Annotated in this window: 16 protein-coding genes; 6 read left to right on the top strand and 10 right to left on the bottom strand. The window is 65.6% G+C overall.

From position 1 onward, the window contains the following. Positions 1–5: 5 nt before the first annotated feature. From ACLARN_RS28790 to ACLARN_RS28780, 3 genes are all read right to left on the bottom strand, one after another. Positions 6–797 carry an ArsR/SmtB family transcription factor gene (locus tag ACLARN_RS28790; protein ID WP_409494602.1) on the bottom strand — a complete coding sequence of 264 codons (792 nt, stop codon included), beginning with the start codon at positions 795–797 and terminating at the stop codon, positions 6–8. 65 nt (positions 798–862) lie between these two features. Next, the gene (locus ACLARN_RS28785) at positions 863–1,372 is read right to left on the bottom strand and encodes a hypothetical protein (protein ID WP_409494601.1); all 510 of its coding nucleotides are present in this window, start codon (positions 1,370–1,372) and stop codon (positions 863–865) included. A gap of 18 nt (positions 1,373–1,390) precedes the next feature. Further along, entirely contained in the window at positions 1,391–1,615 is a 225-nt protein-coding gene (locus ACLARN_RS28780) for a hypothetical protein (RefSeq protein ID WP_409494600.1), read from the bottom strand. 106 nt (positions 1,616–1,721) lie between these two features. On the opposite strand from ACLARN_RS28780, the gene ACLARN_RS28775 reads away from it, so the two are divergent. Further along, positions 1,722–2,315: a TetR/AcrR family transcriptional regulator gene (locus tag ACLARN_RS28775; RefSeq protein WP_409494599.1), complete on the top strand. Its 594-nt coding sequence runs from the start codon at positions 1,722–1,724 to the stop codon at positions 2,313–2,315. Positions 2,316–2,383: 68 nt separating this feature from the next. Here ACLARN_RS28775 and ACLARN_RS28770 read toward each other — a convergent pair whose 3' ends face one another. Beyond that, positions 2,384–3,157, bottom strand: coding sequence for a S1 family peptidase (locus ACLARN_RS28770; RefSeq protein ID WP_409494598.1), 774 nt, complete (start codon positions 3,155–3,157; stop codon positions 2,384–2,386). Between the two features lie 57 nt (positions 3,158–3,214). Next, complete coding sequence (locus ACLARN_RS28765; protein ID WP_409494597.1) at positions 3,215–3,829, bottom strand: hypothetical protein; 615 nt, start codon at positions 3,827–3,829, stop codon at positions 3,215–3,217. 343 nt (positions 3,830–4,172) lie between these two features. Here ACLARN_RS28765 and ACLARN_RS28760 point away from each other — a divergent pair, with 343 nt between their 5' ends. Genes ACLARN_RS28760 through ACLARN_RS28750 form a run of 3 tightly spaced genes read left to right on the top strand, consistent with a single transcriptional unit; the run spans position 4,173 to position 7,196 of the window. Continuing rightward, positions 4,173–5,342, top strand: coding sequence for a DUF418 domain-containing protein (locus ACLARN_RS28760; RefSeq protein WP_409494596.1), 1,170 nt, complete (start codon positions 4,173–4,175; stop codon positions 5,340–5,342). A gap of 22 nt (positions 5,343–5,364) precedes the next feature. Continuing rightward, a complete protein-coding gene (locus tag ACLARN_RS28755; protein WP_409494635.1) occupies positions 5,365–6,549 on the top strand; it encodes a sensor histidine kinase in 1,185 nt (394 codons plus the stop codon). Then, positions 6,546–7,196, top strand: coding sequence for a response regulator (locus ACLARN_RS28750; protein WP_409494595.1), 651 nt, complete (start codon positions 6,546–6,548; stop codon positions 7,194–7,196). Before ACLARN_RS28755 ends, ACLARN_RS28750 begins: the two co-directional genes overlap by 4 nt. Before the next feature lie 255 nt (positions 7,197–7,451). On the opposite strand, the gene ACLARN_RS28745 is transcribed toward ACLARN_RS28750, so the two are convergent. From ACLARN_RS28745 to ACLARN_RS28725, 5 genes are all read right to left on the bottom strand, one after another. Next, positions 7,452–8,342, bottom strand: coding sequence for a manganese catalase family protein (locus tag ACLARN_RS28745; RefSeq protein ID WP_409494594.1), 891 nt, complete (start codon positions 8,340–8,342; stop codon positions 7,452–7,454). A 26-nt stretch (positions 8,343–8,368) separates the two neighbouring features. After that, positions 8,369–8,824, bottom strand: a complete 456-nt coding sequence (locus tag ACLARN_RS28740; RefSeq protein ID WP_409494593.1) for a DUF4383 domain-containing protein — start codon at positions 8,822–8,824, stop codon at positions 8,369–8,371. Positions 8,825–9,104: 280 nt separating this feature from the next. Beyond that, complete coding sequence (locus tag ACLARN_RS28735) at positions 9,105–9,326, bottom strand: DUF6480 family protein (protein ID WP_409494592.1); 222 nt, start codon at positions 9,324–9,326, stop codon at positions 9,105–9,107. A 65-nt stretch (positions 9,327–9,391) separates the two neighbouring features. Further along, positions 9,392–10,480 (bottom strand): esterase/lipase family protein, encoded by a 1,089-nt coding sequence (locus tag ACLARN_RS28730; RefSeq protein ID WP_409494591.1) that lies wholly within the window; start codon positions 10,478–10,480, stop codon positions 9,392–9,394. Positions 10,481–10,485: 5 nt separating this feature from the next. Beyond that, a complete protein-coding gene (locus tag ACLARN_RS28725) occupies positions 10,486–11,535 on the bottom strand; it encodes a fatty acid desaturase family protein (RefSeq protein ID WP_409494590.1) in 1,050 nt (349 codons plus the stop codon). Between the two features lie 272 nt (positions 11,536–11,807). Between ACLARN_RS28725 and ACLARN_RS28720 the strand changes: the two genes are divergently transcribed. Both ACLARN_RS28720 and ACLARN_RS28715 read left to right on the top strand, forming a co-directional pair. After that, complete coding sequence (locus ACLARN_RS28720; protein WP_409494589.1) at positions 11,808–12,023, top strand: FAD-dependent oxidoreductase; 216 nt, start codon at positions 11,808–11,810, stop codon at positions 12,021–12,023. Between the two features lie 12 nt (positions 12,024–12,035). Beyond that, the gene (locus tag ACLARN_RS28715; protein WP_409494588.1) at positions 12,036–12,863 is read left to right on the top strand and encodes a GAF and ANTAR domain-containing protein; all 828 of its coding nucleotides are present in this window, start codon (positions 12,036–12,038) and stop codon (positions 12,861–12,863) included. Positions 12,864–12,997: the final 134 nt, after the last annotated feature.

Genomic DNA, 12,997 nt, shown 5'->3' with positions numbered 1-12,997 from the left:
CCCACTTACGCGGGTTCGGGCAGCGGTTCGCCGGTCTCGAGCAGGGTCTTGAGGCTCGACAGGATCGACGGCCAGCCGCCCTTGACCATCTCCAGCGCCGTGCTGCCCTCGTCGAAACCGTCGTGCACCACGGTCAGCTTCACCGTGTCACCGACCGGCTCGAGGTCGAACGTCACCTTCGACCGCGACTCGGCCTGGAGCTTCGCCGACACGTCGTCGTCGAGCCCCACGGACTTGGCGAACTCCGGGGTGAAGGTATGCCACGTGTAGGACAGCCGCCGGTACGGATCGGACTCAAGCACGACCTGCTCGGAGTCCTCCAGCTTCACGCCGAGCTGCTCCCAGGCCATCGTCGACCCGGGCTTCCAGTCCGAAGTGAACTCACAGCCCCAGTACTGCTTCGTGAAGACCGGGTCGGTCAGCGCCCGCCACAGCCGCTCCGGCGTCGTCTTGATGTAGCTGGTGTAGACGAATTCGTTGGTACCCATGGGTTCCTGCTCCAATGCCTGCTTCAGATCGGCGAGCGCGGCGACCCGGCCCTGGTGGTACCGGTCGATCCAGCGCTCGGCGATCGCGTTGATCGGCTCCGCGTTCACGTAGTGCAACTTCTCGCGGCCACGCCACACAGTGGTCACCAGATTGGCCGCCTCCAGTACGGCCAGGTGCTTGCTGACCGACTGCCGCGCCATCTCCAGCCCCGCGCACAGCTCGCGCAGGGTCTGCCCGTTGCGGGCGTTCAGGTCGTCGAGCAACCGGCGGCGACTAGAGTCGGCCAGCGCCTTGAAGACCTCGTCCATGTCGCCTTCCTTGACATGCAGCCGTCCGGCTGCCTTTGTAGATTAGGCAGCCAGTTGGGTGCATGTCAAGTCTCCCCGCCGCAAGTAGCAGGTCGAAGATCAAGGTCGCGCGAGTCGCCAAGACGGCTTCGAGATGGCCGCGCCGGCGCAGAGGAGGCCGACCAGGAACGGGTGGACGGCGCCGCGTTCGATGAGGCCGGTGATGCGATGGGGCTGTCGCCCGCGGTGAAGATCATCGCGAGGTAGAGCACCGTCGAGATCAGGCCGACCACACCGACCGTGATCAGTGCTCGCCCCATGCCCGCGGAGATGCCGATGCGCTGCCACCGGCGTCCGAGCACGATGGCGAGCGCGTTCCCGCCGATGAAGCCGGCGAAGGCTCCCATGCCGTGGTACTCGCCGGTGCCGTCGCTGAGCGCCTCGCCGGATCCCGGATAGAGCGCGAGCAGGACGCCGCCGACGGCCAGCAGCGTCGCGGGGACGAGAGTCGCCCAGCGGCACCTTCCCGGCAGATCGCGCAACGCGGCCACTCCGGCCAGGATCGTGATCCCGAAAACGAGGAATCCGGTGTTCATAAGCCAGGCCAAGGGCGACTACATGTACTGCCCGAACAGGGTCGAGGGCCCGTGGACGCCGAGGTTGCTGATGAAGTGGTGCGTGTAGCTGTAGGCGGGGTCGGTCCACACCGCGGCGGAGATGAACTCCGCGAGCAGGAAGATCGCGGGCCCGGCGACGAGCAACGCCCCCGCCGCTCGCCGCCGCACACTGGAGGCGGGAATCTCCCGCTTCTTGGGTCGCGAGCCGGTGATTTCGGACATGGTCGCGACCCTTTCCGATAGCCCAGGTCGCTTCACTTGGTTACTTACTACACCGACACTACTTATGTAGTCAATGTGATTGGCGCTCGAAGGTAGAGTGCGGAGCGTGGTGGACGCAGCGACGGCAGGGCGACGTGAACGCAAGAAGGCGGCAACGCGGACGACGATCCTGGAGGCGGCGACGGAACTCTTCCTCGCGCGTGGCTTCGACGCGGTGACCGTGCGCGAGATCGCGGACGCGGCCGATGTGTCGCCCAAGACGGTCTTCACGCACTTCGCGCACAAGGAGGCGCTTGTCTTCAGCGATGAAGGTGAGCGGCATGAACGCCTGATCGCCGCGGTGAGTGATCGCTCGGCGGGAACCTCGATCTCCGACGCGCTGAAGGCCCACTATCTGGCCGAGATCGCCGCGCTCACCTCCGAGCCACAGAGCCGGATCCTCGCCCTCATGGAGGACACCCCGGCTCTGGTCGACTACGCGGAGAAGATGTGGTTGCGCCACGAAGACGCCTTGGTCTCGGCGATCACCGAAGACTTCGGGTTGGACGAACCGAGCGAAGAGATCCGCTTCTACGTCCGGTTCGCCTTGCAGATTCAGCTGGTGGCGGTCCGTGAGGCCGATCCGGCGGCAGCCATCGACGCGGGATTCCGCCTCCTTGACCAGGGATGGTCGCGAGCGTTCGCCACCCGCCACGGTTGACCTCACCCGGCCGGCGATCCTCGACGAGTGACCGCCGGCCGGGCGCTCAGGTCAGCACCCTCGGGGAGCTAGAGCGTCGCCTCCCACGCGGTCACCGCACCACCGGTGGCCTGGTTGATCCAGGCCCGGTACCCGGGAACGCTGTTGTAGATTCCGGGGCCATTGAGGCAGTTGCTGCTGTTGTTACCGGATCGGCTGGTAGCGCCGGTCAGCTCACCGCCCAAAATGGACGGTCCGCCGGAGTCGCCGTAGCAGGCACTGGTTCCGGGTGCGCCCTGGAAGCAGATCTCCTTGCCTGGCTTGAAATTGGCGGTACACCTGGAGTCCGCGACGGTGGTGGTGTCCACCTCGCGAAGCTGTGGCGACGCACCACCGCAACCGGGCGTACCGCAGGTCTGCCCGTGACCGATCAGCTTGTTGACGGTGCCGACGGCCGGGGTGGAGGCCGCGATCTTGATCGGCGTGGCGGTGGCTGCTCTCGACAGCCTCACCACGGCGATGTCGTTCGCGCCGAGGGTCGCGCTTGCCGCGGTGATGAGCTCGCCGCCGGAGCCGGTGTTGACCGCACCGATCCGGGCGGAGAAACCGCCACCGGTGGAGCCCTGGACACAGTGCCTCGCCGTGACGAGCCATTGCGGTGCGATCAGCGACGCTCCGCAGAAATGACGGCCATTGCGTTGCAGCGACGCGAAGAACGAGTAAGGAGTGGTGACGACCTTGCCGCCGATGATGAAAGTTTCGATCGGCGGCCCGGACGGCGGCTCGGCCACTGCCGCGGGCCCGGCGAAGAGCGACCCGGCAACGACGGCGGCGGCGATCATGGACATACGTCGGATCCACATGATTTTTCGGCCTCCTGCGGTGAAAGGGGAGTCCTGCATGGGACGGGTTCAGCAGTGTCAGATCGATCGATCAACACTCGACCGTAGTGCGCCGTAAAGTATCCGGTACCCCCAATGGTTCTGAATCGGACATACCATCGATAAAGCGCTTCCCCGATGATCACGTGACGTTCCGGGTGGCTTCGTTTCGGGTTTCTCGAACGGGATCGTGAAGCTGCCGGACGAGGAACCCGCCGACTGCGATTTCCGCAGCCGGCAGAGGGCAAGTGCGCGATGTTCGTAAAGCGCCGAGGTGAAGCGCGGGACGAACACGTCACGCATGGATGCGAACGTCGTGGCGGGTGCTGGACTCGCGGGGTGGGTCGAGGTCACCTCGGACACTTTTCGTGAGGTACTCGGCCATTTCCCCACGGGGATCGTGGTCGTCACCGCGCTGCGTGCCGGTCGGCCGTCCGGTATGTCGGTCAACTCGTTCACCTCTCCTCGACCTGGTCCGACATCGAGGCCGCCGGGCGGTTCTGCGTCAACCTGCTGCGCCACGACCAGGCCCGGCTCGACTGCCGGATCGAACGGGCGGTGGAGGCAGGCGACCACCTCATCGTGCTCGGCCCCGTCGAAGCACTTGACGTCTCGGTAGGCGCACCACCGCTGGTGTTCTTCCGCGGTGGCCACGAACTTCCCCAACCCCTCGAGAACTCAGGAGAACATCCATGACAGTCACCGGATCCGCGCCCCGTGCCCAGCAGGGACGAACTCGTCGCGCGTGCGGCCCAGCTGGTGCCCGCGCTCGCGAAGCGGCAGGCCGACGTCGACGCCCAGCGGCGCATTCCGGACGAGTCCCTCCCGCCTCGACGAACTCGCAGGGATCCGGGCGCACATCACCGAACTTCGGCGAAGTCCGCGAGATCGTGCGGCGCATCAACCGATCGGTTGATACGCCGCATTCGCGGTGGACCTCAGGGGTCGGCCGTTCTGTCGATGTCCGGCAGAGTGCTGGCCCAGCACGCTGGTTCGCATGTCGTTGAACGAAACAAGTGCCGGTCCGGTCACCCTGCGAGAGCGGGCGTTCGCGCCGGATCTCGCTCGTGGGCTGATGCTCGCGTTGGTCGCGCTGGCGAACTCGGTGCTCTATCTCTATGACCGCCCGTACGGCGCGCGGCAGCACATCGTGGAGCACGACCTGCTCGACCGGGTGGTGAGCATGCTCAACGTGGTTTTCGTGGAGGTGCGCGGCTATCCGATGTTCGCCGCGTTGTTCGCGTATGGCGTGGTGCAGATGGTGCGGCGGCAGCAGGCCGCGGGCACCCCGGAGCCGGAAACGAAACGGTTGCTGCGGCGACGGTTCCGCTGGCTGATCGTGTTCGGGTTCGTCCATGCGGTACTGCTGTTTCCCGGGGACATTCTCGGGCTGTATGGCGTGCTTGGTTTCGCGTTGCCGGCGATGCTGCGGGTCAAGGACCGGACTTTGCTCACGACCGCCGCGGGGTGGCTGGTGGTGGTCGCCTTGGTCCAGGGGATCGCCTACGTGACCCCGCCGGATAGCGGGCAACGCTCGTTCTTCTGGTCTTTCGCGGTGCACGATCCGGCGACCGCCCTCGCCCTGCATCCGGTGGAATGGGTGATGACACCGCTGGGTCTGCTCGGTGTGGGCAGTGCTGTCCTGGTGGGCGTCTGGGCAGCGCGGCGCGGGGTGCTCACCGAACCGGAACGGCACCGAACTCTGCTGGTCCGCACCGCGATCGGCGGGCTCGCCGTAGCGGTGGCCGGTGGCGTGCCGATGGGGCTCGCGGTCGGCGGATTCTGGACGCCGGAGTCCGGTTTGGTCATGTGGGCCGTTTCGGCCGTGCATTCGGTTACCGGGGTGGCGGGCGGTCTTGGCTATGCGGGGCTGATCAGTCTGCTCGCCCTGCGGTTCCGGGACCGGCGTGGCCCGGTGGTCATGGCGATCACCGCGTGCGGGCAGCGCTCGCTCAGCTGCTATCTGTTCCAGTCGGTGGTCTTCGTCGCCCTGCTGATGCCCTACACCTTGGGCCTCGGCGGCACCTTGGGCTCGGCCGGAGTCGCGTTGCTGGCCTTGGGCACCTGGCTGGTCTCGGTGCTGCTCGCGGACCGGATGCGACGGGCGGGCAAGCCGGGGCCGGCCGAGGCTCTGCTCCGGCGGCTGACCTATCGGAACTCCCACTGACAAGATGGGCCGGGTGACGTCGATGGAGGAACGGCTGGAACGGCGATGGAACCGGGCGTGGGCGCTCGCTCCGTACGGACTGCTCGGGCTCGCGACCGTCCTTTCTCTGGTCTTCGATACGACCACCTGGCCGGACCAACTGGTCACCATGGCCATCGCCGCCGGGCTGGCCTGCTGGCACTGGTGGTTCATCGTCGCGCATCCACAGTGGTGGGAGCGCCACACCTTGGCGATGACCGTGTTCTTCGCCGGGTTTCTGGCAGGCACCGTGGTTCTCGTGCTCCGCAGCGATAGTTTCCAACTTTTCGTCCCGATGTGTTACGTGCTCGCGTTCGTCGCCCTGCCCGGCAGGCTCGCTTATGCCGGGGTGGCGCTCGCGAACGTGCCATGGCTGGTGCTTCCGGGCACCGACCTCCGGCAAACGTTGTTCAACCTCGCGATGGTGACACCGCTGGCCGCGTTGATCGGCTGGGCGATCCGCGGGATGGAACGCGAGGCGATCCGGCGTCGAGAGGCCAACAGCAGGCTCGTCGCCATGGCCGCCGAGAACGCCGACTTGCACGCGGAACTGCTGGCGCGGGCCAAAGAGACCGGGACCGCGGAGGAACGCGCCCGGATCGCCAGGGAGATCCACGACACCGTCGCCCAGGGCCTGACCGGGATCGTCACCCAGCTGGAGGTCGCCGAGGAACTGGCCCCGGCCGAGGGTGCGCTGCGCGGACGGATCGGCACCGCCCGGCAGCTGGCCCGCTCCAGCCTGGTGGAGGTCCGCCGTTCGATCGAGGCGCTGCGGCCGGGCCCGCTGCACGACGCCAGGCTCGGTGCCGCGGTCGCCACCGCGGTGGCGACGTGGCGGGAGCAGTACGGCATTCCCGCGACGTTCGTGACGACCGGAACACCGCAACCCATGCATTCGGAGATCGAGGTGACGGTCCTGCGCGCGGCACAGGAAACCCTGTCGAACGTCGGCAGGCACGCGAAGGCCGGACGAGTCGACATCACCCTTTCCTACATGGACGAGGTGATCGTTCTGGACGTCCGCGACGACGGCACCGGTTTCGACACCCGGTCGCCGTCCACCGGATTCGGGCTCACCGCCCTGCGCGAGCGGGCCCGGCTGCTCTCCGGCTCGGTGGAGATCGAGTCGGCCGAAGGAGCAGGCACGGCGGTCAGCGTCAGCGTGCCGGTGATCGAGGCGGCGCGATGACGTCCGTGCGGCTGGTGATCGTCGACGACCACCCGGTGGTGCGCGACGGCTTGCGGGGCATGCTCGGCACGCAGCCGGACCTCGAGATCGTCGGGGAGGCCGCGAGCGGCGCCGAGGCGCTGACGGTGGTGGCCGCCACCAGCCCGGACGTGGTGCTGACCGATCTGCGGATGCCGTCCCCGAGCGGCGCCGCGCTGATCCGGCTGCTCCGGGAACGCGTTCCGGCCACCCGGGTGCTGGTGCTGACCACCCACGACACCGACTCCGACGTGCTGCCGGCCGTGGAGGCGGGGGCGATCGGCTATCTGCTCAAGGACGTGCCGCGTGAGGAGCTGTTCCGCGCGGTCCGCGCCGCGGCTCGCAACGAGAGCGTGCTCTCCCCCTCGGTGGTCGCGCTGCTGCTCGACCGGGTTCGCCCGCGGCAGCCGGTCACCAAAGCCAGGCTGAGCGCGAGGGAACGCGAAGTCCTCGCGCTGATCGCACGCGGAAAGACCAACCGGGAGGCCGCTGCCGAGCTGCACATCAGCGAGGCCACCGTCAAGACGCACCTGCTGCACGTCTACGCCAAACTGGAGGTGCCCGACCGGGCCTCCGCGGTCGCCGCCGCATATCAGCGGGGAATCCTTCGGCCAGAACGCGACGCCTGAAAGCTGCGTGTTCCGTCGCCACGCCATATTGATCTTGAGCCGCCAAGGTCACCAACCGGCCCGGCACCGCCCGAGAATCGTCGACACGACGACGAGCAGGACCTTCCGGCGCCGGCCGGGGTCGTCAGTCATCGAGTTCTCCTCCGGACGATCTTCCGCGTACCGAAGAGTCGTGACGGCGTACGGGCCGGCAATTCACACGGTGAAGGGTTCTTTCTCACACTATCGCGAGAAAGAACCCTTCTTCCCGGGTTTCTAGTTCTTGGCCCTCTTCGTCTTCTCGATGGCCTTGTTCTTGGCAGACTTGGCTTTACCCTTGACAGTCCCGACTGCGTCTTGAACCGGCGAGTACGTCCCGTAGAGCGCGGGATCGGGCTTGGGTGCGGTGCCGGGACCGCCGAGCGGCTTGGGGTCGTTCAGGTATTCGATCTCTTCACCTTCGAAGCTCCAGGCGCCCTTGCTGCCGTCCGTTCCATCGGACAGTCGCCACACGGTGTTGTTGTGCTCTTGGTTCTCCTCATCGAACAACGCGTTCGGCACAAGGGAACTCTCCAGGCCGTCGGCTTCGAGTTCTTCGATGGCCGCCAGCCACTGCTTTTGATGCACGGTGTCGCGGGCGAGATTGAACTGCAGCATCGCCTTCACGCCGGGATCGTCGGTCATGTTGTACAGCCGGGCCGTCTGCAATCTGCCCTGTGCCTCGGCGGCGGCGTTCGCCCGAAAGTCGGCCAGCAGATTGCCACTCGCCACGATGTAGCCACCATTCCACGGCACCCCCTGACTGTTGCCCAGCATGGCGCCACCGCCCGCGACGATCGCCTGTTGCGGATCCATCCCGCCGAGGATCGCCGCCGTCACGGGATCCTTGGCCGCCTCGGCGGTCGCTGTCGCAGGCGCACCTTCCAGCAACCGGGCGACCATGGTGGCGAGCATTTCGACGTGCCCGATCTCCTCTGTCGCGGTATCCATGATCAAGTCTTTGTATTTGCCCTCGATCCGGCAATTCCAACCCTGGAACAGGTACTGCATGGTCACGGTCATCTCACCGTAGGCACCACCGATGAGTTCCTGCAGCTTTCTTGCGTAAACCGCGTCCGGCTTCTCAGGTTTGGCCTCGAACTGGAGCAATTTGGTATGACGGAACACAAGTAACCTCCGAAGAAGAAGGGGTATCAGCGGGAGTCGGCGATGGGCGCCTTGCGGCCGGACAGCGGTACGACTCCCAGGAGGATCATCAGGACACCGAGCCCGAGGTGCAGCCAGTTGTCAGCACCGTTGACCGGCACGAAGTTGGCCGCCGACCCATGATCGATGAGCAGGCCGTACACCCACAGCACGAGATAGATCACCCCGCCGCCGACCAGAAACGACCTCGCTCCGTTGACCGTCCGCGCCAGCAGAATGCCCGCGAGTCCGAACGCGAGGTGGACGAAATTATGCAGGATCGATACTTGGAAAACCCCCAGCAAAAGGGCGCCGGACTCGTGGCCGGCACCGCTCAACTGGTCATAATCGGTCGTGATCCCGGGGATGAATCCTAGAACGCCGACAAGCAGAAAGACCGCGCCCACAGCCATCGCGAAAACCTGACGTGGGCTTCGCTGGACTTTGGTAGCCGATGCAGTCATAGTGCTCCCTTCGATACAGTTGGAACGAACAAGCCGCACACCCGAATTTCGTTCCGAGACAGCTTTCTCCAGCCCGGAACCGAGTGAACATGGTTTCGGATACCCCGGGCGTGGCCCCTCACACGGAGATGAACGGGAATTTCACCGTATTCGAACCTGACCGCTCAGATGAGCACCTTGGAGAGGGCGCAGGAAGCGCTGTGCGCGGCGATAAGACCGCGGCCCGGTGATATCGTTCAGGGCCGAGCAGTCTGTCCATAATGGATTCACCCAGTGGTGATCAGAACAGGTCGAACGCCCGCAGGATGAAGAAGCCGGCCGCTCCCACGACGAGGACTCCGATCACGATGATCGTGATCATCCCCGGCAGCCGTGAAGGAATCGGTTGCGGGTGCGACAGACCCGACGTCTGCCCCGCGTCCGGCGGGGTGTCTCCGGGTGTCACGGACCCACCCGGCTCCAAGCCGGGGACATCTTGGGGTTCTGGTCCTGGCTTTGTCATGGTTCCTCCATATGCGGAAAGGATAGAACGAGTCGCCAGGTCCGGGGCGGCCGTTGGGGCTGCAGTCATCCGGGTAACCGAGGCTTGGCAGGGTCAACCCGACCGGTTCCGGTGGACGAGGCAGTCACCTCGGCCTCGCGGAGCCAGGCGAGAAGCGTCTGGTAGACGACTGCATCGCGGAGTAAGGCGAAATGATTCAGCCCGCCGAGCCAGACGACCTCGGCGTCCTCGATCAGTTCATCGGCCGCGACGGGGGTCACGAGAAGATCGCCGATCAACCGGCCCCACACGCTTCCCTCTCTCCGTGACACGGTGGCCGATAGGAACAACCTTCGGATTCCGTTGGAGGGAAACGGTTCAGCCTCACCCGGCAGTTCGGGATCACCGGCCCACTGCCGACGATGGACGTAGCCGTGCGCGAGGTCTTGAATGCCATCGCTGCGGAGAGCGAACAGTTTGGTCAGAGGAGTCGTCAAAGGCGTCTTGCCGAGCAGCGTGGTGAGCTGGGCGACGCGCCGTTCCAGTGGCGCGCCGGCGTGCGGTGTGCCCAGGCACACCAGCCGCGTCACGAGGGAAAGCCATGGCACGTCCTGTTCTTGCGCGCGGTACAGGGCGCTTCGTGCTACGAGGCCACCCATGGAATGTCCGATAAGGACGACCTCGGTGACGGGTACCGGCCACGCGGCCACCAGACGGGAGAGCAACGCCACCAGCTCATCACCGTTCTCCGAGACGTGGCGGCCCGAGTTGTACCGCACGTACACCGGAGTACTGCCGAGATCGTCGGCCAGGCGGGCCCCGAAGTCACCTCCTGGCTTAGAACCGCGAAACCAGCCTTGTTCGGTCTCTACCAATCCGTGCAGAAGGACCACCAAACTGCCGGCGGCCTCTGGGAAGGCCGCGGCGAGCGATCGAGGGTCGAGTCCGACCGGCCGCCGCTCGGCGCGGACGGTCATACCACCGTCGACCCTTCGGTCGTTTGTGGACTTTCGTGGTCCGAACATCCCCTGCGCGATGCCGACGAAATGGTGCCCGCCGACCGACTCGAGGACCGAGTTCGACCAGTAGTCTCGGGTAAGCAAGGTAGGCAGTTGCGAAGTCGCCTGAGCCAAGGCGGCCCAACCGCTTACGAGTTCTCTCAGCGCCGAGGTCACCGTCTTCATTGTTCTGCCGTGCGGAGGGGTGCGCTGACATCGCGTAGATGCCGCAGGACGTAGCGGTAGGTCTGCAGCAGTCCGCATTGGGCGTAGTCGATCCCGTGCGCGACACAGAATTCGTGTACCAGGGGTTGTGCGCGGCGTAGGTTGTTGCGCGGCATGCTGGGGAAAAGGTGGTGTTCGATTTGATAGTTCAGTCCACCGAGCGCGAAGTCGACCCAGGGGCCGCCGCGGACGTTGCGGCTGGTGAGGACCTGTTTGCGCAGGAAGTCGAGTTTGGTCTCGTCGGTGTAGGTGGGCATGCCCTTATGCCCGGGCGCGAACGAGCAGCCCATGTAGACGCCCCACAGTCCCTGGTGCACGGCGATGAACGCGATCGCCACCGGCGGGGACATCACCAGGAATATCGCGCCGAGATAGATGCCGATGTGCGCGACCAACAACACCGCTTCCAGGCGACGGGCTTTGACGTCGCCATGCCACACGGCTTGGATGCCGGCCCAGTGCAGGCTGATGCCTTCCAGCAGCAGGAGAGGGAAGAAGAGGCCAGCCTGGTGTTTCGTGGTCCAGCGTACGAAGCCGCTCTTCTCGCCCAATTGCGCGCGGGTGAAGGCGAGCAGCGGGATGTCGATATCGGGATCGTCGCCTTCGTGGTTGGGGCTCGCGTGATGCCGGGTGTGTTTGCCCATCCACCAGCCATAGCTCATGCCGACGACCCCTGCGAAGGCATAACCGAGTCTGTCGTTGGCCCGTCCGGTACGGAAGATCTGATTGTGCCCCGCGTCATGACCAAGGAACGCGACCTGAGCGAACATCACCGCGAAAAACGCCGCTATCGCAAGCTGCCACCAAGAGTCACCCAGCGCTACGACCGTCACACAACCGCCGACCAGCGCGAGCAGGGTGAAACTGATTTTCACCGCGTAGAAGCCGTAGCGGCGGTCGAGCAGACCTCGGTGCCGCACCAGGCCCGCGAGGTCACGAAAATCATTGCGAACCCCGGCAAGAGCAGCTGCTTCGACGCTCGGCGGCGTCACTGATGAGACAGGCATAGACGTCCTTCCCCGAATCTTGCGGCGCCGGGGCTGGGGCGACCTGTCGTACAGCCTCTGAATTCCCCACCGGACGAGCCCTAAACAAGTCGCGGAGTGCGCTTGGCCACGTTCGGGTCAGCAGTGACGGCACCTTGTCCCCGGGCATATCGCTGCACGGTCGTTTTCAACCCGGCCGAGCCGGGTATGCGGGGATCTGACCGGAGAGGATGGTGCCGCGATGCCGCTCAGCTCACCCCTTCGACCGGTAGGCCATTCGAGCCTGGTCGACGATGACCACCACGACCGACCGATCGCTGTGGCCGCAGGACACTTCACCCGCGGCCACCTTCTCCGAGACCTTGTCCGGTCAGCACACCAGCGAAATCGTCGTCATCGGAGACGGCATCGCCGGGCTCACCACCGCTCTTCTGCTCTTGCGTCGTGGCTTCGAAGTCACGGTCATCGAGGCTGAAACCCGGTTGTCAGCCCGTGTGTCCGTACCTTGAGGAGTGCCGCTCATGACCGACCAGGCCGACACCACCGGAACAATGCGCCCCAGCCGGGAGAGACACGTGTCCCGCACCTTTGTCAAGCTCGCCGACACCTTGGTCGCCGACTTCGATATCTCCGAATTCCTCAACATCCTGACGGAGGAATGCACAGATCTGCTCGACGTATCGGCGACCGGAGTGATCCTGCTCAACGCCCAGGGACGCCTGGACGTCGCGGCGACCTCCACCCACCGGGCCGAGCTGCTTGAGCTATTCGCGGTCGAGACCGACAACGGACCCTGTGTTGAGTGCGTACGAAGCGGCGCAGCGGTCTCCTGCGAAGACCTCCGCAGGGAATCACACCGTTGGCCGAGATTCAGCGCCGCGGCCAACGAATGCGGGTTCAAGGCGGTACAGGCCTTGCCGATGCGGCTACGCGATCAGGTCGTCGGAGTCCTCACACTGCTCAGCAGCGGACCCGGCGGCGCGGATCCCCACGATGTCGAACTCGCCCAGGCCATGGCCGACGTCGCCACTATCGGGATCCTGCAACAACGCACCATCGAAACAGGAGAGCGCCTCACCGGACAGCTGCAATCCGCGCTGAACAGCCGCGTGGTGATCGAACAGGCCAAAGGCGTCCTCGCCGAACGCGGCGCCCTCACCATGGACGAGGCCTTCACCCGACTCCGCGGCTATGCCCGCTCCAATCACCTACGCCTGACCGAACTCGCTCAGTCCGTTACCGAAAGCGCGACCGATCTGACCGCCATCCTCAGCCACGGTCTCGGCGCGGCGGCTCAGGACACGGACGAGGCCAGACGTGCGACGGAGTCGGGACCGGAGTGGCAGTGACGGCTGATTGTCCAGGCTTCGCGAGTACGGTGGCTCCCGCGCCCGACACGTCGAACATGGATAAGCCCAACGCTTGCTAATGCGAGCAAGCGTGCGGCAGCAGCAGTTGGAGCTCTTCGCACGCAGTACACTGT

The organism is Amycolatopsis sp. cmx-11-12, from assembly GCF_046269425.1.
In the GTDB taxonomy this organism is placed as follows: domain Bacteria; phylum Actinomycetota; class Actinomycetes; order Mycobacteriales; family Pseudonocardiaceae; genus Amycolatopsis.
The sequence above is the reverse complement of the archived record's forward strand: the minus strand, read 5'-3'. Positions and strand labels throughout refer to the sequence as shown.

Coding starts and splice junctions, on each gene's coding strand:
- ACLARN_RS28740 (WP_409494593.1), bottom strand. CDS start 8,824: ATGACTGCATCGGCTACCAAAGTCCAGCGAAGCCCACGTCAGGTTTTC.
- ACLARN_RS28770 (WP_409494598.1), bottom strand. CDS start 3,157: ATGTGGATCCGACGTATGTCCATGATCGCCGCCGCCGTCGTTGCCGGG.
- ACLARN_RS28715 (WP_409494588.1), top strand. CDS start 12,036: ATGACCGACCAGGCCGACACCACCGGAACAATGCGCCCCAGCCGGGAG.
- ACLARN_RS28760 (WP_409494596.1), top strand. CDS start 4,173: ATGTCGTTGAACGAAACAAGTGCCGGTCCGGTCACCCTGCGAGAGCGG.
- ACLARN_RS28755 (WP_409494635.1), top strand. CDS start 5,365: ATGGAGGAACGGCTGGAACGGCGATGGAACCGGGCGTGGGCGCTCGCT.
- ACLARN_RS28785 (WP_409494601.1), bottom strand. CDS start 1,372: ATGAACACCGGATTCCTCGTTTTCGGGATCACGATCCTGGCCGGAGTG.
- ACLARN_RS28725 (WP_409494590.1), bottom strand. CDS start 11,535: ATGCCTGTCTCATCAGTGACGCCGCCGAGCGTCGAAGCAGCTGCTCTT.
- ACLARN_RS28790 (WP_409494602.1), bottom strand. CDS start 797: ATGGACGAGGTCTTCAAGGCGCTGGCCGACTCTAGTCGCCGCCGGTTG.
- ACLARN_RS28735 (WP_409494592.1), bottom strand. CDS start 9,326: ATGACAAAGCCAGGACCAGAACCCCAAGATGTCCCCGGCTTGGAGCCG.
- ACLARN_RS28720 (WP_409494589.1), top strand. CDS start 11,808: ATGACCACCACGACCGACCGATCGCTGTGGCCGCAGGACACTTCACCC.
- ACLARN_RS28780 (WP_409494600.1), bottom strand. CDS start 1,615: ATGTCCGAAATCACCGGCTCGCGACCCAAGAAGCGGGAGATTCCCGCC.
- ACLARN_RS28750 (WP_409494595.1), top strand. CDS start 6,546: ATGACGTCCGTGCGGCTGGTGATCGTCGACGACCACCCGGTGGTGCGC.